This is a genomic window from Variovorax sp. V213 (assembly GCF_041154455.1).
Taxonomy (GTDB): Bacteria; Pseudomonadota; Gammaproteobacteria; order Burkholderiales; family Burkholderiaceae_C; genus Variovorax.
The window spans coordinates 2,988,537-3,008,170 of the sequence record NZ_AP028664.1; the positions used below are offsets into that span (position 1 = coordinate 2,988,537).

Below are 19,634 nucleotides of genomic sequence, written 5' to 3' on the forward strand. Positions count from 1 at the left end.
ACTAGACATCGAGAAGGGGCCGCTGCTTGATGTGCCGCGCGAAGACCTGCATGAACTGCGGGTCCAGGCGCGCACCCCAGACCGCCAACGCATGCCCGACGATCCAGAGCGCGACACCCGGGAGCCAGAGCTGCAGCCCGAGTCCGACCGCGGCGGCCAGCGTGCCATTGGCAATCGCCACCTTGCGCGGCGCGCCGCCCAGCAGGATCGGTTCGGTGAGCGACCGGTGCAGTGGAATCTCGAAGCCGGGCGCAACACCCGGCGAGAAAGCAGTCGACTCACTCATGCCAGCACCGCCCCGCCCGAGAAGCTGAAGAAGGTCAGGAAGAAGCTGGAGGCGGCGAACGCGATCGACAGGCCGAACACGATCTGGATCAGCCGGCGGAAGCCCCCCGAGGTGTCGCCGAAGGCCAACGTCAGGCCGGTCACGATGATGATGATGACCGCGACGATCTTGGCCACGGGCCCCTGGATCGAGTCGAGGATCGACTGCAGCGGTGCTTCCCAGGGCATGTTCGAGCCGGCCGCCTTCGCGGGCAGCGCAGCGGCCAGCAAGAGCGCTGCCACAACGGCCGCGTGCAGAAACGGCTTTGCGGAATTGCGTGAAATCGTCATGTCGGTTCTCCAGAAGACGACGGGGTGGAAGGAGCGGAACGGGATGAGGAGAGCAACGGGAAACCAGGCACCGCTGAGGTGTCGAGCTGGTAGCCTTCGCTGTCATGGCCGATGACGCGCGCGATCTCGCGCACCCGCCGGGCGCGGCCGCGCCCGGCGATGAAGACGATGACGTGGACCGCCTCGGCGATCAGCGCGCGCGGCACGGTCACCGAGACTTCCTGCACCAGCTGCTCCAGCCGCGTGAGCGCGCCCAGCGCGGAGCCGGCATGCACGGTGGCAATCCCTCCTGGATGCCCGGTGCCCCAGGCCTTGAGCAGGTCCAATGCCTCGGCACCGCGCACCTCACCGACCACGATGCGGTCGGGCCGCAGCCGCAAGGTGGCACGCACCAGGTCGGCCATGGTGGTCACGCCCGGTTCGGTGCGCATGCTCACGTGGTCGTCGGACCGGCATCGCAGCTCCACCGTGTCCTCGAGGATCAAGACGCGGTCGCGCGTCTCGGCGATCTCATCGAGCAGCGCGTTCGCGAGCGTGGTCTTGCCCGTGCTGGTGCCGCCCGCCACCACGATGTTCAGGCGCCCGCGCACCGCCTGCCGCAGGAATGCGGCCTGGTCCCCCGTCAGGATCCCGTCGGCCACGTATTGCGCCAGACTCATGATGCGCAGCGCCCGCTTGCGGATCGCGAACGAGGGCGCGCGCACCACTGGCGGCAGCACGCCCAGGAAACGCTCGCCGGTCTCGGGCAACTCGGCCGAGAGGATCGGCGTACCGGCATGCACCTCAGCGCGCACGTGCGCAGCCACGAGGCGGATGATGCGTTCGGCCACGGGCGGCGGCAGCGCCGCGCCGGTCGGCGCGCGGCCGGTGCCGAGCCGGTCGACCCAGAGCGAACCATCGGGGTTGAGCAGCACCTCCACAACCTCCGGATCCGCGAGGGCCGCCGCGATCTCCGGCCCCATGGCCGTGCGCAGCATGTGGATGCGCCGGGCCGCCGCGTTGTCCAAGGCGCCTGGCGACGACCCGGAAGAACGATCAGACGGCTGGACCATCAGCGGCCTCCTCCGGCTCGTGCCCTGCGTGCGTCGGCGCCGCTTCAGGCTCGATCTCCTCATGTACCTCGCGTACCAGACTGCGCCCGCGCTGCAAGTGCCGCCCGAGCTGCTCGATGAACTGCACATAGCGCGCCCGCCCCTGCGCCCGTGCGGCGTCCTGCTGGCCCTCGGGCACTGGGATCGAAACCGTGAGGAAATAGCGCACGTACAAGGCGAGCGTTTCGATCAGGATGTTCTGGTCGCGCTCGAGCCGGTCGAATTGGCGCGAAAGCCGGTCCAGGCGCTTGGCGATCGCCGCCTCGCGCTGATCGCCGCCATCCGGCGACAAGAACGACGCGAGCGCAGCCGCGACCACGGCCGATTTCGAGACACCCTTGTGCACCGCGAGCCGATCCAGCCGCTTGGCGTGCTCTGACTCGATGAAGATATTCAGGCGGGCCCGGCTCATAGCGCGATCCCGTCGTCAGGGTCCAGCGCGGCGAGGCGCGCCGTACGCGTGAGCTGACGGTCCACATCGCGCGGCCGCACCGGCACATCGTCCTCGTCATCGAGCACCAGCAGCCCGTCGGCCTCCTGTAGCACCGACGGGTCGTGCACGACCTCCAGCTCGGGCTTGAGCTGGTGGCCGCCCTCGTCGGCGAAACCAGCCGCATCGCCTGACGACAAAGACTCGGACGCGGTCAGCGGCGCCAGTCCGCTCCAATCGTCGGGCCGTGTCGCGGGACGATCCGCGTAATAGCCCGGCGCCGACGCCAGCGCCGGCGGTGCCAGCACACGCCGCGTGAAGTTGCGGTCCTGGTAGTAGCGCAGTTTCCTCGCCTTGATCGGTGGATGGCCCGAGACCATCACCACCGCGTCATCGGGTGGCAGCTGCATCACCTCGCCCGGCGTCAGCAGCGGCCGGGCCGTTTCCTGGCGCGAGACCATCAGATGGCCAAGCCACGGCGCGAGCCGGTGCCCCGCGTAGTTGCGTTGCGCACGCAATTCGGTAGCCGTTCCCAGCGCCTCCGAGATCCGCTTGGCCGTGCGCTCGTCGTTGGTGGCGAACGCGATGCGCACATGGCAGTTGTCGAGGATCGAGTGATTCGGACCATAGGCCTTGTCAACCTGATTGAGAGACTGCGCGATCAGGAAGGCGCGAAGCTCGTAGCCCGCCATGAACGCCAGTGCCGACTCGAAAAAGTCCAGTCGGCCAAGCGCTGGGAACTCGTCGAGCATCAGCAGCAGCTTGTGGATGCGCGCGATGCCGTCGGAGCCGTCGAGCGATTCGGTGAGACGCCGGCCGATCTGGTTGAGGATCAGGCGGATCAGCGGCTTGGTGCGGCTGATGTCCGAGGGCGGAACGACCAGATACAGTGACACCGGGTGTTCCGCCGAGATCAGATCGGCGATGCGCCAGTCGCACCGAGAAGTAACTTCGGCCACGGTGGGATCGCGGTACAGGCCCAGGAAGCTCATCGCAGTGGACAGCACCCCGGAGCGCTCGTTGTCGCTCTTGTTGAGCACCTCGCGGGCGGCCGAGGCAACCACCGGATGGATGTCCTCGCCCAGGTGCCGTGTCGTCATCATTCGGTGCAGCGTTAGCTCGAAGGGACACGCCGGGTCGGACAGGAAGTTGGCGACGCCGCGCAGCGTCTTGTCCTCGCCGGCGTAGAGCACATGCAGGATCGCGCCGACCAGCAGTGCATGGCTGGTCTTCTCCCAGTGGTTGCGCCGCTCGAGCGCACCCTCCGGATCCACAAGGATGTCCGCGATGTTCTGCACGTCGCGCACCTCATGCGCGCCACGGCGGACTTCGAGCAGTGGGTTGTAGGCGGCCGAGCGCGCATCGGTCGGGTTGAACAGCAGACAGTGCGAGAACCGCGAGCGCCAGCCGGCTGTGAGATTCCAGTTCTCTCCCTTGATGTCGTGGATCACGGCCGAGCCGGGCCAAGACAGCAGAGTGGGCACCACGAGCCCGACGCCCTTGCCGGAGCGCGTAGGCGCAAAGGCCATCACATGTTCAGGCCCGTCATGACGCAGATAGAAGCCCCCCTTGTCCAATGCGCTGCCGAGGAACACACCTGCCGGCCTCATCAGGCCGGCTTTGGCAATCTCCTCGCACTCAGCCCAGCGGGCAGAGCCATAGGTCGTGACGCGCTTGGCCATTCGCGCGCGCCATACCGCCATTGCGATGGCCGCGCCCGTGGCCGACAACCCGCTCGATGCGGCAATGGCCCCGGCACGCTCGAACACCTGCGGCGCGTAGGCGTCGTAGAAGTACCACCACTCGAACAGCTTCCAGGGCTCGTAAACCGGGACGCCGGAAATCTCGAACCATCGAACTCCGAGACTTTGCTGGTAACCCAGCGCATCCGCCGTCCACTGCGTGGCGGCCCACATCCCGCCCAGGGTGACGCCAAGCACTACGAGAATCTGTCCGAACAGGATGCCGGTCGCTACTGTCGGCATAGAGCGCCACCTCCCAGGCGTATTTGTTCCAGCACATCCGTGCACCTCGCACACAGGCACGAGTCTGGAATCAAGCCGTCGCGCGGCATACCCGGTGGGGCGTGGCATGGCGTACGCTGGCGAGGGATAGGCTGGGACTCCCTCTTCTGCTGAGTGCACTAGCCTTCAGGCTGTCTCGGCGGGAGCGTTCCAGCGGCAGCACGGCCTGTCAATGGCCGTTGGCGCGAGGCAGGTCAACTTGGCACATCGCACTGCAACTTCCAACACAAATTGTTGCGGCGGTAAGGAATCATTGCTGCAACTCGGAGGCCACTACGCTGGTTCTTGTTCAGGACACAGGTTGTAGAGTGCATCGGCTCGGCGAGTGATACGCGGGAGAGGCATCGGGTAAACGAATGCGCCCCACCGGGATCGACGGAAGCCATGAATGCGGCGAGCATCGCTTCCATCACCCACGGATTTGGATGGTAGGTCGCGTGGCGAACGCAGCCTGGTAGGCACACGCAATGTTCCAGGCCGGCAGCACGTGGCTGACAGGCCGCTGCGCGGGCCTCCGACCATCACCCGCGCGGGTAGCAGTGGCGAAGTTGAGGTGTAGTCCACCGCCGTGCCGCCATCGCCGTTGCCGTTGCCGTTGCCGTTGCCGTTGCCGTTGCCCTAGATGGTGTAGCTGACGGCCGTGAAGCCGGACTCGCCAGCGCGTGCTTTCCGAGCCGCAAGAAGGACCGATCCAGATTCAGTTAGCTTAGGACTGCTTGCACCACTCGAAGAACAGGTCCAGCTCTCTTGACTTGTCAAAGATCGCATCAGCCCCCAGTTCCCGGCTCCGACGCCGCATCTCCTCAGTGAGATAGTTTGTCAAAACTACCACCCGCTGGCGTGCCGAACGCTCCTGGCAAGCGCGCAAAACCGTCAAGCCGGATCCCTCACGCAAGAATAGATCCACTACAGCCAGTTGCCATGTGTTCTTGAGGCTTTCAAGGAGGACAACAGCTTCACTTGCCGTCTCCGCAACGGCCACGACCTCGACATCAGCAAGCTCCGCAAGTGCAGGAACCAGATTCTCTCTGATGGTTTTGCTGTCTTCGATCAGGATGGTTGAGAGTGGCATATCGATCGCGCAGAGGTGTCCAGCCAATGCTTGTTGCGTTGCAGATCAAAAACCGCCATCGCTTTATACGGACAGTTCGCGCCGCGCGTGTAGGCTGAAAGCTGGATTTGGTTGCGTCCTGTTGGCTTGCTCTCGACTGGCGTCAAGGCCGTCAGTACCCCCATTCATACGGCGACGATCCGGCGTGCTCGAACACGGGCGCATTGAGATCAAAGAAGTACAACCGCTCGAACAATTTCCGAACTTCATAGGCTGAGTTAGGGCCTGTGCCGGTGACTTACCCAGTCGCAGGCAGCTCGGCCGAGGTTGACGCCAAGCAGCACGCCGTTCTGCCGGCGATTCCTTCTTTGTCAGCAACACTGCCTTTGGGCTGTCGGGCGAAGGAGCCCCGCACTAGCGACCCGGAATGATCAAGGCGCTGGGGCGGCGCAGCATGCACCAGGGCCGCAACCCCGCAAAGAACGCAGATTGGTTGCATGGGCAAGAAATCGCTGTAGTGATTCTCGAATAGTTGGGAGTTGGGGCTTGTGCAGTACGTAAGTCGTGAAGTACACCGGCTCGACCAGCGGCAAGACCACAACATCTGTTCGTCGAAGTACCTGCATGTGATCCGCATCGGCTACCCCGACGCCAAGTCCCGCTGCGACACGGGTCAAATAGCCGGTCAAGGAGCGGGCCTCACCAGCGGTGGTGGGGGACAGGGAGCGCTCTCGGAATATCGCTTCCATTTGCCTGCACAACCCTGGATGGTAGGCCGGGTCGCAAAAGATGGCGGGGAAAGCTAGCAGCTCGCTCAATGAGACTGTCTCACGCCCGGCGAGCTCGTGAGCCAGGGGAAGGACTGCCACAATAGGGCTAGTCCAGATCGGCTGCTGGGCAATCGCGTCGTCCAACACCCCGAAGGAGATGCCCGCATCCAGCTCCTCGTTGCGCAATGCAGCAAGCAGCTCCGCCGCGCGCATTTCCGTGAGCTTCAGTGGGATATCGGGGGCCATTCTCCGCCAACGGTTGAGGCACTCAGCCACCTTTGGCTGCGCGGTACTGTCGTCCACGCCGATGCGTAGAGGCTCACGATAGCGAGCGTCGGTTTCGCGCACGATACGTTCCGTGCGCTCTAGCCGGATGAAGATAGTGCGTGCGTATTTGAGCAGCTTGGCCCCAGCGGGGGTGAGCTGCAGTTTGCGCGGCGCCCGAACGAAGAGGGTCGCACCCATCCGTTCCTCCAGATCACGGATGGTGCGCGACAACGGTGTCTGGTCAATGGGGATGCGCTCAGCTGCCCTCCGAAAGTTGAGCTCTTCGGCAACGGCAATGAAATAGCGAAGATGTCGCAGTTCGATCAAGGACTACGCTCCAATTGCGGCTAAGCATTGATCGACCCTGGCTGGTTGCTCAAGCTAGATCAAATGCGTCAATGACTGCGTCGGCAACCTAGGGATATCACACCTCCAAACAGGAGGCTTGCGAACATTACGCGCAACTAGTACTCACCCAGAGGCACGCTCAGCGCCCGATGAAAACCGGGACGCGTTTTTCGCGAAACGCTGTCTGCGCTTCCTTCGCATCATCGGTCTTCGCAATGATCGCGGTCATGTCCTGCTCGTAGCGGTAGCCGTCGCGCAGACTCATGTCCTCGATGACATTGAGCGTGTGCTTGCCCATTCGGGTGGACACCGGACTTTTCGACGCGATAGTCGCGGCGAGGTCCAGCGCAGCGGACATCAACCCTTCAGGCGTCGTGCAAGCTTCAACAATTCCCAGCCGATACAGCTCTTCGCCCGAGACGCGGTAACCGGTGAGCATCATGCGCCGCAGGCGCGAGTGGCTAAAGAGGCGCATCGCGTGGCGACACCCGCCCAGGAGGCCGACATCCACCTCGGGCAACCCGAGAACCGCTTTCTCCGATGCAACGAGGATGTCGGAAGATGCGGCCATCGCCAGACCGGAGCCGAGCGCCGCGCCGTTGAGCGCGGCGATCACCGGCTTCGCGCATTCCCTGATCGCATGAAAGCATTCGCGCGTACGCCGCGAATGTGCTGGGAGATCACCAGCAGTCTTGATCACCTCGGCGCGTCCCTTCAGATCGGCCCCTGCACAAAAGCACTTGCCCGCGCCGGTGAGAACGACCACCCGCACTTCGTCCATCTCCGAGATGCGATCCAGCGCAAGCGTGAGTTCGTCGTTCAGGGTGCGTGTCAATGCGTTGACCGGTGGGCTGTCCATCGTGAGGGTCGCCACGTGGTCGGCAATATTCACCCGCAACTGGGTCAGATCGTCCATCTCTGTCTTGTCTCTCTGTGAATTTCGAATCTGATGCAGTCTAGTGAAGCACACGTGTCCTGCGCATTCCTCGTGTGGCACAGCTGTTATGGCAGCGCGCGCATACCTGAACCCAACTAGTCCATCGCAAGCATCCGATGCGTGCGCAGTCATATCTGCATTGCACCGCACGGTGTGGCTCGATGAAGTCTTACTGCCTAACCTGCCCGCCGGCCACCCCGAGGGAGTGGTCGCATCACAACGCATTCTGGAGACAAATCAAATGAGAACTACTTTCACCGCCGCGGCGGCGAGCGCCATGGCGCTCGCCCCGCTTTCATTCAACGCGCAGGCCCAGTCCAGCGTCACGCTCTTCGGCGTCGTGGACCTGGCCATGCGCCAGACCAACGCTTCTGATGGATCACGCGTGCGCACTCTCTCATCGGGAGGATTGACGGGCAGCCGCTTCGGTATTCGCGGCACGGAGGACCTTGGCGGCGGCTTGAGCGCAGGCTTCTGGTTCGAGGCCGACGTCTCTCCAGACACGGGCCTGACGAATGCCACTGCCTACTGGAGCCGGCGCTCCACCCTGTCGCTCACCAGTAGCGATTGGGGCGAACTGCGCATGGGACGCGACTACGTCCCGCTTTTCACGAAGCAGTACGCCTCCTTCTCACCCTTCGGCCCCAACGGCGTTGCCTCCAACGGAAGTCTCTTCTTCGGGACGCCGTCACTGCTGGGCTCCGGATCCGGCGCCGGCGTGCGCGCGGACAACATGATCAAGTACATCTTGCCGCGCGACCTGGGCGGCTTCTACGGCGAGGTGATGGGCAGCTTCGCGGAAGGCCGCGACGCGAACCGCCACCGCGGCGGCGTGTTCGGCTATGCCAGCGGCCCTGTCGACATCAATGTCGGCGTCGGACGAACCAGCGATGCGAAGGGATTGCACTGGATCCGGCTGTCGAGCATTGGCGCTTCCTACAACGCAGGCTGGGCCCGGTTCACCACACTGTTCCAACATGCCAAGTACCTCCAGCGCCGCCAGCAGACGATGGACGTCGGCGTGTCGGTCCCTGTGGGCGCCGGCGTGCTGAAAGCGAACTACATCCGCGCGGATCAAAGCGGCGCCGGCACTGACGCCAACGATGCCAACCAGGTCAGCCTGGGCTACGTGCACTTCCTGTCCAAGCGCACGGCGCTGTACAGCACGTTCTCGCGCGTCAGCAACAAGGGCAAGCAGGTCTTCGGGCTCGGCGGCATCGCGCCGCCCGCCTCCGGAAGCGTGCGCGGCCTTGAGTTTGGGATCAACCATTCGTTCTGATGGTTTCCGGGCCTGATCGAAACGATAAGGGCCTTTGGGGCGACCCTGCCGGCAGCGTCGGCGTGGTCCGACGCCGTTGCGATCACTTCGCAGGGCGTCGGCGCTCACTCTTTCAGACCGGGATGACCAGCCGCTTGCTGGACTGGAAGCCGGTCGGCACGCTCGAGAGCTGCAGCTCGTTCTGCAGCCCACCCATCGCGACGTAATGCCGATCCGTGTTGTTCATCGTGTCGCGCGACACGGTCCGGCCGGTGTACAGCGGATTGCTCAGCACCACGCTGTTGATGGCCTCGGGGAAGTACAGCTGCCCCGTGTAGGACGCCGTGTCGCCCACAGTAGCGCCTGGGTAGACCTTGACGTGTACATGCGGCGTGCGGGTGGCGTACCACGACGGATAGAGGATACGAAACCGTGCGCACCCCAATGCGTCTGTGACCTGGACACCCCGCAGGAAGTGCTGCGTGAGATCCTGCTCGGGATAGTGCGGTGCCTCCGGCGGCACCTGACCGAGGGGAACCTGCGTGTAGCCAGGTACGTCCGGGTTCACGTTCGGGTATTCCGAATACATGCCGCGACTGTCGCAACTCCAGACGGCCACAGCGGCGCCGACGACCGGCGAGCACGCTGAATTGCGGATCGTCAGCTCGAGGTCGAGGATGACGCCGGTCTTATCCTCGCGCAAGTCGCTGCGCACCAGGTTGAGCGCGGTGTAGAAAGGGCCCGTGCGTCCGTCCGGGCTAAGAACGCACGAGTTCGCCAGCGCAGACGACCTCATGACGCTGCCGGCAAGGCCTACTGCACCGGGCACGAACACCCTGCCATGCGACATGAGCGCGGCCGCTAGTGCGGTGATCTTCGTCAACCCAGTGCGACGATTCATGTCGACAACATCGCGGGACTTCTGCTGCTCAAGCTCTTTTTTCATTGGAATGACTCTTTGGATGCCACTGCAGATGACCGCTGCACGGTTGCGGATGCAACCATCGACAGCCGGCTCTCGACGTCCAGTGGGGTGACGCCGGTATCAGGATTTCGTTGTTGTTCGCCATGAGTGGCAATCACAGCCCGATCCGCTGCCAGTCGTGATTGCGTATCGCGACGGTCAGTTCTTCGGTGAGCCACGCGATGTTCTGATTCGGTTCGTTGCCGGTCTCGCCGGCACCGGGACACCGCCCCGTCAGGAGGCAGCGATCGGTGAAGGAGTGCACATCCTCGTTGCAGCCGGGCGTCGTCCTGCAAACGGCGGTGTCGAACGCCTGCACATAATCGTCCTCGGCCATCGCGTCGGTCCAACGGCTGTTCTGGCCGTTCGCCACGGCCATCCCTGCGAGTTCCCGCAGTGTCTGGCGCATCGAGACGAGCACGTGAGGCCCGAGGTCCTTGAGCCATCCGCGCATCTGGGCCTTGGCCTTGTCCAAGTCTGCGGCCGGCAACGCCACACCGTCGGCGTCGTGGAGAGCCGGCGCGCTGAAAGGCGCCCCCTCTTTGGTGAGATCGGCGATCAACGCGGCCTCCGTTGCGGCGACCTCCTCGCTGCGCAACCGCAGAAGGTCGTCGCACTGTGCGGCGCGCGCTCGAATGCCGGCTTCGAGCTCTCGATAGGCATCGGGAAGCAGCGTGTCGCTAAAGCTTGCCGTGGTCAGCACGCGCTGATGCGCAAACCCCCGGCATCGCATCAGCACGTCGACTGCGCGCAGCTTCTGCGCCCATGTGGCCCCGGGAGCCGCCCCGGCGGCGAGCACCGAAGCAAATCCCTGACGCTCTAGTACGCCCGACTGGTCCGGTGCCTCGGGGGCGGACACCGGCCAGACGGCCTCTTCGGTGCTGTAGTAGACGCGAGGGTAGTCAGGTTCCGGGCCCAACAAAGCAATCCGTTCTTCCATGGATAAGCTGTCACGCCACGTTGCCAGAAAGTTGGACGCCGCGAAGGCGACAGTCACGGTGACCACAGCTCCCACTAGCAGTTTGGTTGCGACTTTCAATGCAGCAGACCCTCAAAGTTTTCTTGCTCGGCGCGCTCACCGGCAACGCACTCTAGAACTCGGCCGTCCGACGACCAATGCCTTCCTAACCAAAGCTGCTATGCGGCCGGCGTCAAGACATCGGTGCACGCGATCGCACTACGCCCGGATGAAGTCGAAGGCGCACGCGCACGCACGGCCTCCCGCCACGCAGCTGGCATCGCGGCGTGTAGATGAGCAAAGACAGGAGGATTGGAAGGAGCGCGCCGACGGTGCCGGCACGTCCGGATGCCCCGGGGCTAGTTATCCAGGATGGCGACCGCGCGGGTCCAACCCGCCGACGCACCCTTCACCTTCACGGGGAAACAGGCGATCCGAAAACCCGTCGCGGGCAGCGCCTCCAGATTGCCGAGCTTCTCCAGGTGGCAGTAGCCGATGTGACGTCCGGCCTTGTGGCCTTCCCAGATGAGCCCCGCGTCGCGCGTCTGCTCGAACTTCTCGGCGATGTACACGAACGGCGCATCCCAGCTCCAGGCATCGGTGCCGGTGAGGCGCACGCCGCGCTCGAGCAGGTACATCGTCGCCTCCAGCCCCATGCCACAGCCCGAGGACACGAAGTCATCGTGCCCATAGCGCGCCCCGGCCGCCGTGTTGACCACGACAATGTCCAGCGGGTTCAGCACATGCCCCACGCGCAGCAGCTCGGCTTCGACATCCTTGGCCGTAGCGACGTAGCCGTTCTCGAAATGACGAAAGTCCAGCTTCACGCCGCGCTGGAAGCACCAGTCCAGCGGCACTTCGTCGATGGTGATCGCGCGCTCGCCGCCGTTCATCGTGGGATGGAAGTGGTAAGGCGCGTCCAGGTGCGTGCCGTTGTGGGTGTTGAGCTGGACGCGCTCGAAGGCCCAGGCCGCGCCGTCGGGCAGGTCCTCGGCCTTCGCACCGGGGAAGTACTTGAGCATCGAGTCAACGGACCCGTGGTGCCCGAAGTACGTGATCTTCGGCGCTAGGTGCGGCGGGTCGGAGATGACGTCGTTCTCCAGAAATATCGAGATATCGATGATCTTTCCCATGCTCATTGCTCCTTGGCTGGCAGGACGAGGCCGGTGCATCGGCCCAATCCGATGCGGCGAAAGCCCGGGCGTTCGCACCAGGCAACGAGGGTGACTTCGTCGCCGTCTTCCACGAAGGCGCGCGTCTCTCCGCGCGGCAGGCTGATCGGCTTGGCTCCACCGTACGTCAGCTCCAGGATGCTACCCTGCATGCCGTCGTCGGGGCCGGAAATCGTTCCGCTGCCAATCAGGTCGCCGGGACGAAGGTTGCAGCCGTTGACTGTGTGATGCGCAACCATCTGTGCCGGCGTCCACCAGGCGTCGCGCGCGAAGACGGCCTGGCTGATGCGCGCGGGGGGGTCGCCGGCTTCGCGCATCGCCTGCGTTTGCAGCAGCGTGTCAATGCGGATGTCGAACGCGCCACGCGCGTCGTTGGCCTTCGAATGCAGATAGTCCTGCGGCGCCGGGTCGCCCGCTTCCCGCGCCACCAGAGGCGCGCGAAACGGCGCCAGCGCATCCAGGCCCACGACCCACGGCGACACCGTGCTCGCGAAGTTCTTACTCAGGAAGGGACCGAGCGGTTGCGACTCCCAGGCCTGCAGATCGCGCGCCGACCAGTCGTTGAGCAGCGAGACGCCGGCCAGATGGCGGTCCGCATCATCGAGCGCGATCCGCGTGCCCAGCGCGTTGCCCACGCCGACATAGAAGCCGAGCTCCACCTCGAAGTCGATCTTGCGCGCGGGGCCAAACTGCGGCGGCTCCTCCGGCTGCGGCCGCGCTTGCCCGAGCGGGCGCACGACCGGCGTGCCACTCGGGACGATGGACGACGCGCGGCCGTGATACGCGATGGGTAGGTGCTTGAAATTCGGCAGGAAGACCTGCCCCGGCCGGAACAGCCGGAAGGTGTTCATCGCGTGGTTAAGCGACGAAAAGAAATCCGTGTAGTCACCAACCTCGCACGGCAGGCCGAACTCGACCGAGGCCATCGACGACAGCGGCACCTCGTCCCGGCGCGCGTAGCCCGCTTCGAGCGTCCGCCACGCGGCGTGCCTGAGCGCGGTCATCGCATCCGGTCCCAAAGCGAAGAGCTCGTTCAGTCGCGCGCCTTTCAGCGCGCCCACCATCTCGCCGGACAGCCCTTCGAGCAGCCCCGTGCTCGCGGCAAGGCTGAGATCGAGCACCTGATCGCCAATGCCAATGCCCGCGCGCATCGCCAGCCCCGGTGCGGGCCTGAACATGCACAGTGGCAGGTTCTGCAGCGGAAAGTCGCTGCGCTCGTCATTGGCGGCATCGACCCAGCTGCGGGCGCCGGCATCGTGGGTATGGTCCAGAGAGTTGTTCATCAGGCTATTTGATGGATTGTTCGTGAGATTTTTCAGTTGATCCGCACGCCGCTCGCCTTGGCGATGGGTGCCCACTGCGCGGTCTGCGCGCGCAGGAAGGATTCGAAGGCTTCAGAGCCGCGGTTGTCCGGCTGCAGGCCGAGCTTGGCGAACTGTTCCTTCAGGTCCGGCTGCGCGGTGATGTGAGCCAGCGAGTCCGCGATCTTGCGCAGGATCGGCTTGGGCGTGGCGGCCGGCGCAAACACGCCGTAGACGTTGACCGCGACGACCTTCGGAAAGCCCTGCTCGGACGTCGTAGGCACCTTCGGCAGCAAGGCGGAGCGCTGCGTGTCGGCCACAGCCAGTATCTTGATCCGGCCAGTCTCCTCCATCGCCAGCACTGCCCCCAGATCGGCGGTGAGCACGTCGATCTCGCCAGCCATGAGCGCGGTCACCGCCGGTGAACCACCGCGGTACGGAATGTCTTCCCACTTCACCGCCGCCGCCTCGGACAGCTGAGTTGCCACGAACTGCGTCACGGTTCCGGGTGCGGACAGCCCGTGGTTCACGCGCCCGGGTTTGGCCTTCGCGTAGCTGATGAACTCCGCCAGCGTGTTCTTGCCCAGCGCTGCATTGACCACGAACACATTGGGCGAATTCGCCACGGCCGCTACCGCGACCAGGTCCTTGGCGGGATCGAAGGGGAGCGTGGCGACGCTGGGCAGCGTCGTGCGCCCGCCCGCGCCGGCGAGCAGCACGGTGTAGCCGTCGGGCGCCGACTTCGCTACCGTGTCCCATCCGATGATGGTGGCCGCACCGCCCTTGTTCTCGACGATGACCTGCTTGCCCCATTGCTGAGTCAGCTTCACCGCGATAGCGCGCGCAATCGCATCGACGGGGCCACCGGGGCTGAACGGTACGATGATGCGCACCGGCCGCGTCGGATAATTGTCGGTCTGGGCCGTCGCCGCGACGGCCGCGCCGCTCAGGCACGCCAGCAAAAGAATGCGGCACATGGTTCTTCTCATGGATGTCTCCTTGTATTTCTACGATAACGAAATCAGGGTTGCAGCGTCCGGACCCATCCGACGATCGCTTCGCTCACGGCGGAGGGCTGCTCGGGAATCAGCGCATGGCCGGCCCGGGGAATGACCTGCACGGTCACCTTGTCGCCGAGGATGTCCTTGAGTTCATTGCGCGTGGCCGGCGGCCGCCAGGGGTCCTCGGCGCCCTGCAGGTCCAGGATCGGCGCGTTGCTCACCGGCCACCAGACATCCTTGGACGGTGTGGCGCCGGCCCTGCGGTATGCGTCGCGCAACTCGGGGTGCCAGCCGTCCAGCCATGACGAGGCGTCGTTACCCGGCGCGAACATCGAGAACTGCAATTGCTTCAGTCGCTCTTCGCGCGGCTTGCCGGGGTCTGCCGCGATGGCCAGGGATTCGACCATGCCTTGGGGAAACACCTTGGCTGCAGCGCCAACTACCACGAGGCCGCGCACCCGCGGCGGATGCTCCAAGTCGGCGACCCGCGCGACGAAATGACCGTAGGCGTGGCCCACGATCACCGCACGCCCTCCTCCGAGCCTGTCGATCGCCAGCACCACGTCGCGCGCCAGGACCGAGAGGTTCAACCCCTCCATCGGGCCGCGGCTGCGCCCCATGCCGCGCGGCTGGGGCCGCAGCACCCGGTAGCCCGCGCGGGCAATCTGCCGGGAGACCACATCGAAATCCAGCGAATCGCGTTGGGAAGAAGGCAGGAGCACGATCGCGGGTCCGGTGCCGTCAACCAGCACATCGATGGCGACACCGCCGTCATGCAGCAGCTCACGGCCGCTTACCGGCTCTGCTGGCTGGGCGAGCGCGCCCGTTGCGGCCGCGGCAATCACGGCGGCGGCAACCCATGCTGGGAGAATGCGGCAGTACTGCCGGGGCGAGGGGGCTGAGGGCATCGTCGTTGTCTCCTGTGGCACGCATCCGGTTGGTGCGTCCTATGCCGTCGAATCTAGCCCGCCCGAGCACGGACAGCCAGACGGCCGCCCCTCAAGGCTGAGTTGTCCGCGAAGTCATAGCTGCGGTATGCGCGGGCGCGCATGACAGAGTTGCGCCGCGAGTGCGTTGGCGGCGAGCGACGGCGCACCTAGAGTTCCATGCCTTCGAACCGCCGGAAACCAGATCGATGACACCCCAAAAAGAAGGCCCCCTCTCGCACATCCGCGTGCTTGACCTGAGCCGCATCCTTGCCGCGCCGTGGGCGGGCCAGACGCTGGCCGACCTCGGTGCCGACGTGATCAAGGTCGAACGCCCTGGCGCCGGCGACGACACTCGCAGTTGGGGTCCGCCCTACCTGCGCGATGCGCAGGGACAGGACACACGCGAGTCGGCCTACTACCTGGCCGCGAACCGCGGCAAGCGCTCCATCGCCCTGAGCCTGGACAGGCCCGAAGCGCAGCAGGTGGTTCGCGAACTCGCGATGCGCTCGGACATCGTTCTCGAGAACTACAAGGCCGGCACGCTGGCGCGCTACGGGCTCGATGCACAGTCGCTGCGTGAACTGAATCCCCGCCTCATCTACTGCTCGGTGACTGGTTTCGGACAGACGGGGCCACGGCGCGACCAGCCGGCCTACGACTTCCTGATCCAGGCCATGGGCGGGCTGATGAGCGTCACCGGCGAGCGCGATGACCGCCCCGGCGGCGGGCCGCAGAAGGTGGGCATTCCCATCGTCGACCTGATGACCGGCATGTACACCACGGTCTCGGTGCTGGCCGCGCTGGCTCGCCGCAGCGAGACGGGCCTCGGCGAAACCATCGACATCGGCATGCTCGACGTCCAGGTCGCGACGCTGTCGAACCAGGCCATGAACTACCTGATCTCCGGCCGCGTGCCTGCGCGCAACGGCAATGCGCATCCCAACATCCAGCCTCAGGACGTCTACGCCTGCGCCGACGGCGATGTGATCCTCGTCGTCGGCAACGACGGGCAGTTCGCCAAGCTATGCGAGGTGTTGGCGCTGAACGAAGTGGCGCGGGACGAACGCTTCGCGCTCAATGCGCAACGGGTGCGCAACATCGGGCAGTTGGCCCCGATGCTGCGCGAGTGCTTCGCGCGGTGGCGGCGTGAGGATCTCATCCGCGCGCTGGACGCTGCCGGGGTACCGTGCGGGCCGATCAACTCGATCGCGGACGTCTTCGAGGACCCGCAGGTGCAGGCACGCGAGATGTTGCGCCAGGTGCCGCATCCCTGCGGCGTGGATGTGCCGCAGGTAGCCAGCCCGATGCGCTTCGGCGGTGGCACGCTGCCTATGCGCGCCGCTCCCCCGCAGCTCGGCGCCCACAGCGATGCCATCCTGGAGGAACTCGGCTACGACAGTCCTGGCATCGCATCGCTGCGCGCCGAAGGAGTGATCGCATGAAGCTGCATTGGTCGCCTAAATCACCCTACGTCCGCAAGGTGATGGTGTGTGCTCATGAGCTGGGCCTGGTGCATCGCATCGAGCTCGTGCGCAGCGTGGCCGCGATGCTCACGCCCAACGAGCGCCTGATGCTGGACAACCCACTCTCTAAGATCCCGACGCTGGTGCTGGAAGATGGATCGACCCTGTTTGACTCCGTGGTGATCTGCGAGTACCTGGACACCCTTGCCGGGGGCGGGCGACTTTTTCTGGAACGATCCGAGCTCAAGTGGCAGGCCCTGCGCTGGCACGCCCTGGGCGACGGGCTGATCGATGTCCTCATACTGTGGCGCAATGAGCGTGAGCGCGAGGTCCCCTTGGCGCGACTGCTTTCGGCCTTCGACCTGAAAGCACAGGCAGCGCTGCGCGCGCTCGACCGGGAGGCGGTGCACCTGGAGCTGGCGCCATTCTCGATCGGCCACATCGCGATAGCCTGCGCGTTGGGCTACCTAGACTACCGACTGGACACGGTGGGCTGGCGGCAAATCGCGCCTCGGCTACGCGCCTGGCACGATCAGGTTCGTCATCGCCCTGCCCTTGCCCTCACGGAGCCGCGAGAGGGCTGACTCGGAACCCGAGCGCACGTGATGGCTCGGTCCCTCGGACGTTCATTCGTAGAGAGAGCCCGGGTTGTCCACGAGAATACGTTCGATCGTCCGGGCGTTGCCCACCCAATCCTTGAAGCGTTGCAGCAGCAAGGCGGCATCAGGGCGCGGCGCCACGCGCAGGTGCGGCCAGTCGCTACCCCACAGCAGTCGCTGCGGGTTAGTCTGCACCAGCCGGTCGTGAAATGGGCGGCCGACCTCCAGGTCGGTCATCCCCGGCACGTTCCTGTACACGCACAGCTTCACCCAGACCTGCCCCGCCTCCAGCAATTCGAGCAGGCAGCGAAATCCCAAGTCCTCCGTGCCGGAGGCCGCATCGAAGCCGCCCATGTGGTCGATAACCACCGGTACCGGCAGGCGCGCCAGTTGGGCAGCAATGCCTGGCAAGCTGGCGCAGTCTGTCCACAGCTCGGCATGCAGACCCTCGTCCGCAAGCGTGCTCGCCAACTGACACAGATCAGCGAATGAAGCGCTGCCGCTGAAATTGCCGTCAGCACCGCTGCGATGGCTGAAACGCGCGGCTCGCACGCCCTTGCCGTGCAGCCCGCACAGTGCCTTGGATGCCTCCTGCCTGACGACCGCCACGCCGCGCAGCATCGGGAACGCCGCCAAGGCATCCAGCAGCAGCCCATGATCCTCGCCGTAGGCACTGGGATGGACCAGCACACCGTTCGACAAGCTGAGGTCGCGCAGCAACTCGAGGTACTGCTCGCATCGAGCCTCGTCAGGTGTATAGCTTCGCTCGCTTGCGAGCGGATAGCGGTCGTAGGGTCCGAACAGATGGGCGTGGCAGTCCCAACCTTCACTCATCGGCTCGCCTCCTGCGGCAACGGAAAGGCCGGCACCACGCCTTCCGGCAGCGGGATCTCCTGCGCGTTGAGCATCATCGCGACCATCGTGTAGTAACCCACTAGCGCGGTGAGCTCCACCAGCGTGCGTTCACCCAGGCACTCGAGAGCGCGCGCGTGCGTAACGTCGGACACAGAGTTGGTGGCATTGAGTTCCCGCGCGTAATCCACCACCGCCGCTTCGTGCAAAGGAAGACCCGTCGGTATGGCCTCGGCCAGCAACGCGTCGATGACCTCCTGCGGGATGCCGGCCTTTTGCGCCTCGATGCGGTGGGCGTACCACTCAAAAGGCGAGCGGCAGGCGCGTCCGGTCACGAGGATCGCAAGCTCCGACTGCCGCGGCGTGAGCGTGGTGTCGTAGCGAAGCAGTTCGCCCAGCGCCTGCCAGCGGTCGGCAAGCTCTGCGCTGTGCAAGGCGGCGCGCAGCGGTCCCTGGACTTTGCCCCTGCGGCCCGCCACGACCTTGTCGTAAACACGGCGCTGCGCGGGCAGCATGTTGTCAGGTGAGGGGAGCGAGATTCGTGGCATTGATGGACTCCTGTCGCACGACAGCGTAACGCCCAATCCGTGGCCCCCTCAGCACCACAAACGCAAGACTGCTATGCGTCTCGCGTCATTCGGTCGGACCCAGGCGCCACATGCCCTTGATCGCCATCGCGTCCACCAGATCCGTGATCTGCGCTGTGACGGCAGTCACCGCCCGGCTGGGTCCCTTGGAGCGGGCAAGCGCCATCGAGATGGTCTGCTGCAACGAGGGGGAGACGATCCGGGCCGCCTGGAGGCGCCCCGCTTCGCGCTCGCTCCACACGGCATGCAGCGGAAGCACGGCATATAGCTTTTCGTGCTCGACCAACAGCTTCTGCAACTGCAGCGAGTTGCCGTCAATTGCGGGGTTGAGTGAAATTCCTTCACGTCGGGCCATGGTGTCCAGCACGCCTCGGAGGCCGTGGGGCGGGCTCGGCAGGATCAGGGGCAACTCGTGCAAGGCCGCGAAGATCACCTCGGAGGCCGAGGTGATCTTGTCGCCAGCGCAGCCGATGAGATAGCTGTCAAGCGTCGCTAGCACCTGCTCGTGCTCCGACAGCGAGGTACCATATCGATAAAGAATGCCGATGTCGACCCGCTCTTCGTTTAGCCACTCCTCCAACTGCCCGCTCGAGCCCTCCAGTACTTTCAGTTTGATCGCGGGATAGCGCTCACGGATGACCGTGAACAAGGGACCAATAAGCGAGATACTGATCGATGTCAGTGAACCGATGGTCACCTGTCCTGCAGGTTCGCGTGCATCGCCGATGATTTCCTTTTGCAGTGCTTCTGCGCTGCCCAGCAACTGTTGAACCTGCGGCAAGATTCGTACGCCGACGTCGGACAACTCCACGCCGCGCCCCGTACGGTTGAACAAGCGGGAACCACATTCGCGCTCGAGTGCATTCAGTTGGCGGCTGAGTAGGGACTGGTTGCTGTCTAGGAAATACGCCGCACGGGTCAGACTACCCAGTTCGGCGATGGTCAGAAACGTCCGCCACCGATTCAAGTCGGCAGTCAAAGAAAGGCGGTATTCCGTCGGCTTGGCATGGGACATGT

20 protein-coding genes are annotated in these 19,634 nt (G+C 64.9%); 3 read left to right on the forward strand and 17 right to left on the reverse strand.

Translation table 11 applies throughout. The features are described 5' to 3' along the window. Nucleotide 1: 1 nt before the first annotated feature. From ACAM55_RS14280 to ACAM55_RS14315, 8 genes are all read right to left on the reverse strand, one after another. Nucleotides 2–286: a VirB3 family type IV secretion system protein gene (locus ACAM55_RS14280; protein WP_369652191.1), complete on the reverse strand. Its 285-nt coding sequence runs from the start codon at nt 284–286 to the stop codon at nt 2–4. Continuing rightward, nucleotides 283–615, reverse strand: a complete 333-nt coding sequence (locus tag ACAM55_RS14285) for a TrbC/VirB2 family protein (protein WP_369652192.1) — start codon at nt 613–615, stop codon at nt 283–285. The genes ACAM55_RS14280 and ACAM55_RS14285 overlap by 4 nt, the downstream gene beginning before the upstream one ends. Continuing rightward, a complete protein-coding gene (gene trbB, locus ACAM55_RS14290; protein ID WP_369656399.1) occupies nt 612–1,592 on the reverse strand; it encodes a P-type conjugative transfer ATPase TrbB in 981 nt (326 codons plus the stop codon). Before trbB ends, ACAM55_RS14285 begins: the two co-directional genes overlap by 4 nt. Nucleotides 1,593–1,650: 58 nt before the next feature. Next, nucleotides 1,651–2,118: a CopG family transcriptional regulator gene (locus ACAM55_RS14295; RefSeq protein ID WP_369652193.1), complete on the reverse strand. Its 468-nt coding sequence runs from the start codon at nt 2,116–2,118 to the stop codon at nt 1,651–1,653. Beyond that, a complete protein-coding gene (locus ACAM55_RS14300) occupies nt 2,115–4,121 on the reverse strand; it encodes a conjugal transfer protein TraG (RefSeq protein WP_369652194.1) in 2,007 nt (668 codons plus the stop codon). The genes ACAM55_RS14295 and ACAM55_RS14300 overlap by 4 nt, the downstream gene beginning before the upstream one ends. A 745-nt stretch (nt 4,122–4,866) precedes the next feature. Beyond that, complete coding sequence (locus ACAM55_RS14305; RefSeq protein ID WP_369656400.1) at nt 4,867–5,232, reverse strand: response regulator; 366 nt, start codon at nt 5,230–5,232, stop codon at nt 4,867–4,869. A 410-nt stretch (nt 5,233–5,642) separates the two neighbouring features. Continuing rightward, the gene (locus ACAM55_RS14310) at nt 5,643–6,575 is read right to left on the reverse strand and encodes a LysR family transcriptional regulator (protein ID WP_369652195.1); all 933 of its coding nucleotides are present in this window, start codon (nt 6,573–6,575) and stop codon (nt 5,643–5,645) included. A 160-nt stretch (nt 6,576–6,735) separates the two neighbouring features. After that, nucleotides 6,736–7,512: an enoyl-CoA hydratase/isomerase family protein gene (locus ACAM55_RS14315; RefSeq protein WP_369652196.1), complete on the reverse strand. Its 777-nt coding sequence runs from the start codon at nt 7,510–7,512 to the stop codon at nt 6,736–6,738. Between the two features lie 298 nt (nt 7,513–7,810). Here ACAM55_RS14315 and ACAM55_RS14320 point away from each other — a divergent pair, with 298 nt between their 5' ends. Then, complete coding sequence (locus ACAM55_RS14320; protein ID WP_369652197.1) at nt 7,811–8,812, forward strand: porin; 1,002 nt, start codon at nt 7,811–7,813, stop codon at nt 8,810–8,812. A gap of 112 nt (nt 8,813–8,924) precedes the next feature. On the opposite strand, the gene ACAM55_RS14325 is transcribed toward ACAM55_RS14320, so the two are convergent. The 6 genes from ACAM55_RS14325 to ACAM55_RS14350 all read right to left on the reverse strand — a co-directional run bounded on the left by ACAM55_RS14325 (nt 8,925) and on the right by ACAM55_RS14350 (nt 15,095). Beyond that, complete coding sequence (locus ACAM55_RS14325) at nt 8,925–9,737, reverse strand: hypothetical protein (protein ID WP_369652198.1); 813 nt, start codon at nt 9,735–9,737, stop codon at nt 8,925–8,927. 133 nt (nt 9,738–9,870) lie between these two features. Continuing rightward, on the reverse strand, nt 9,871–10,794 hold the full coding sequence (locus ACAM55_RS14330) for a hypothetical protein (RefSeq protein ID WP_369652199.1): 924 nt from the start codon (nt 10,792–10,794) through the stop codon (nt 9,871–9,873). A 278-nt stretch (nt 10,795–11,072) separates the two neighbouring features. Then, nucleotides 11,073–11,846 carry a cyclase family protein gene (locus ACAM55_RS14335; RefSeq protein ID WP_369652200.1) on the reverse strand — a complete coding sequence of 258 codons (774 nt, stop codon included), beginning with the start codon at nt 11,844–11,846 and terminating at the stop codon, nt 11,073–11,075. Between the two features lie 2 nt (nt 11,847–11,848). Then, a complete protein-coding gene (gene fahA, locus ACAM55_RS14340) occupies nt 11,849–13,168 on the reverse strand; it encodes a fumarylacetoacetase (protein WP_369652201.1) in 1,320 nt (439 codons plus the stop codon). Between the two features lie 32 nt (nt 13,169–13,200). Further along, nucleotides 13,201–14,175, reverse strand: a complete 975-nt coding sequence (locus ACAM55_RS14345) for a Bug family tripartite tricarboxylate transporter substrate binding protein (RefSeq protein WP_369652202.1) — start codon at nt 14,173–14,175, stop codon at nt 13,201–13,203. 32 nt (nt 14,176–14,207) lie between these two features. After that, nucleotides 14,208–15,095, reverse strand: a complete 888-nt coding sequence (locus ACAM55_RS14350; protein ID WP_369652203.1) for an alpha/beta fold hydrolase — start codon at nt 15,093–15,095, stop codon at nt 14,208–14,210. Nucleotides 15,096–15,322: 227 nt separating this feature from the next. Here ACAM55_RS14350 and ACAM55_RS14355 point away from each other — a divergent pair, with 227 nt between their 5' ends. Together ACAM55_RS14355 and ACAM55_RS14360 are read left to right on the forward strand one after the other, a co-directional pair. Further along, nucleotides 15,323–16,558: a CaiB/BaiF CoA transferase family protein gene (locus ACAM55_RS14355; RefSeq protein WP_369652204.1), complete on the forward strand. Its 1,236-nt coding sequence runs from the start codon at nt 15,323–15,325 to the stop codon at nt 16,556–16,558. Beyond that, nucleotides 16,555–17,163, forward strand: coding sequence for a glutathione S-transferase family protein (locus ACAM55_RS14360; RefSeq protein ID WP_369652205.1), 609 nt, complete (start codon nt 16,555–16,557; stop codon nt 17,161–17,163). Before ACAM55_RS14355 ends, ACAM55_RS14360 begins: the two co-directional genes overlap by 4 nt. Before the next feature lie 42 nt (nt 17,164–17,205). Here the strand turns inward: ACAM55_RS14360 and ACAM55_RS14365 are convergent, their stop codons facing one another. The 3 genes from ACAM55_RS14365 to ACAM55_RS14375 form a co-directional block, all read right to left on the reverse strand. Beyond that, entirely contained in the window at nt 17,206–18,012 is an 807-nt protein-coding gene (locus ACAM55_RS14365; RefSeq protein ID WP_369652206.1) for an amidohydrolase, read from the reverse strand. Then, nucleotides 18,009–18,578, reverse strand: a complete 570-nt coding sequence (locus ACAM55_RS14370; RefSeq protein ID WP_369652207.1) for a carboxymuconolactone decarboxylase family protein — start codon at nt 18,576–18,578, stop codon at nt 18,009–18,011. The genes ACAM55_RS14365 and ACAM55_RS14370 overlap by 4 nt, the downstream gene beginning before the upstream one ends. Nucleotides 18,579–18,663: 85 nt before the next feature. Next, a complete protein-coding gene (locus ACAM55_RS14375) occupies nt 18,664–19,632 on the reverse strand; it encodes a LysR substrate-binding domain-containing protein (protein ID WP_369652208.1) in 969 nt (322 codons plus the stop codon). Nucleotides 19,633–19,634: the final 2 nt, after the last annotated feature.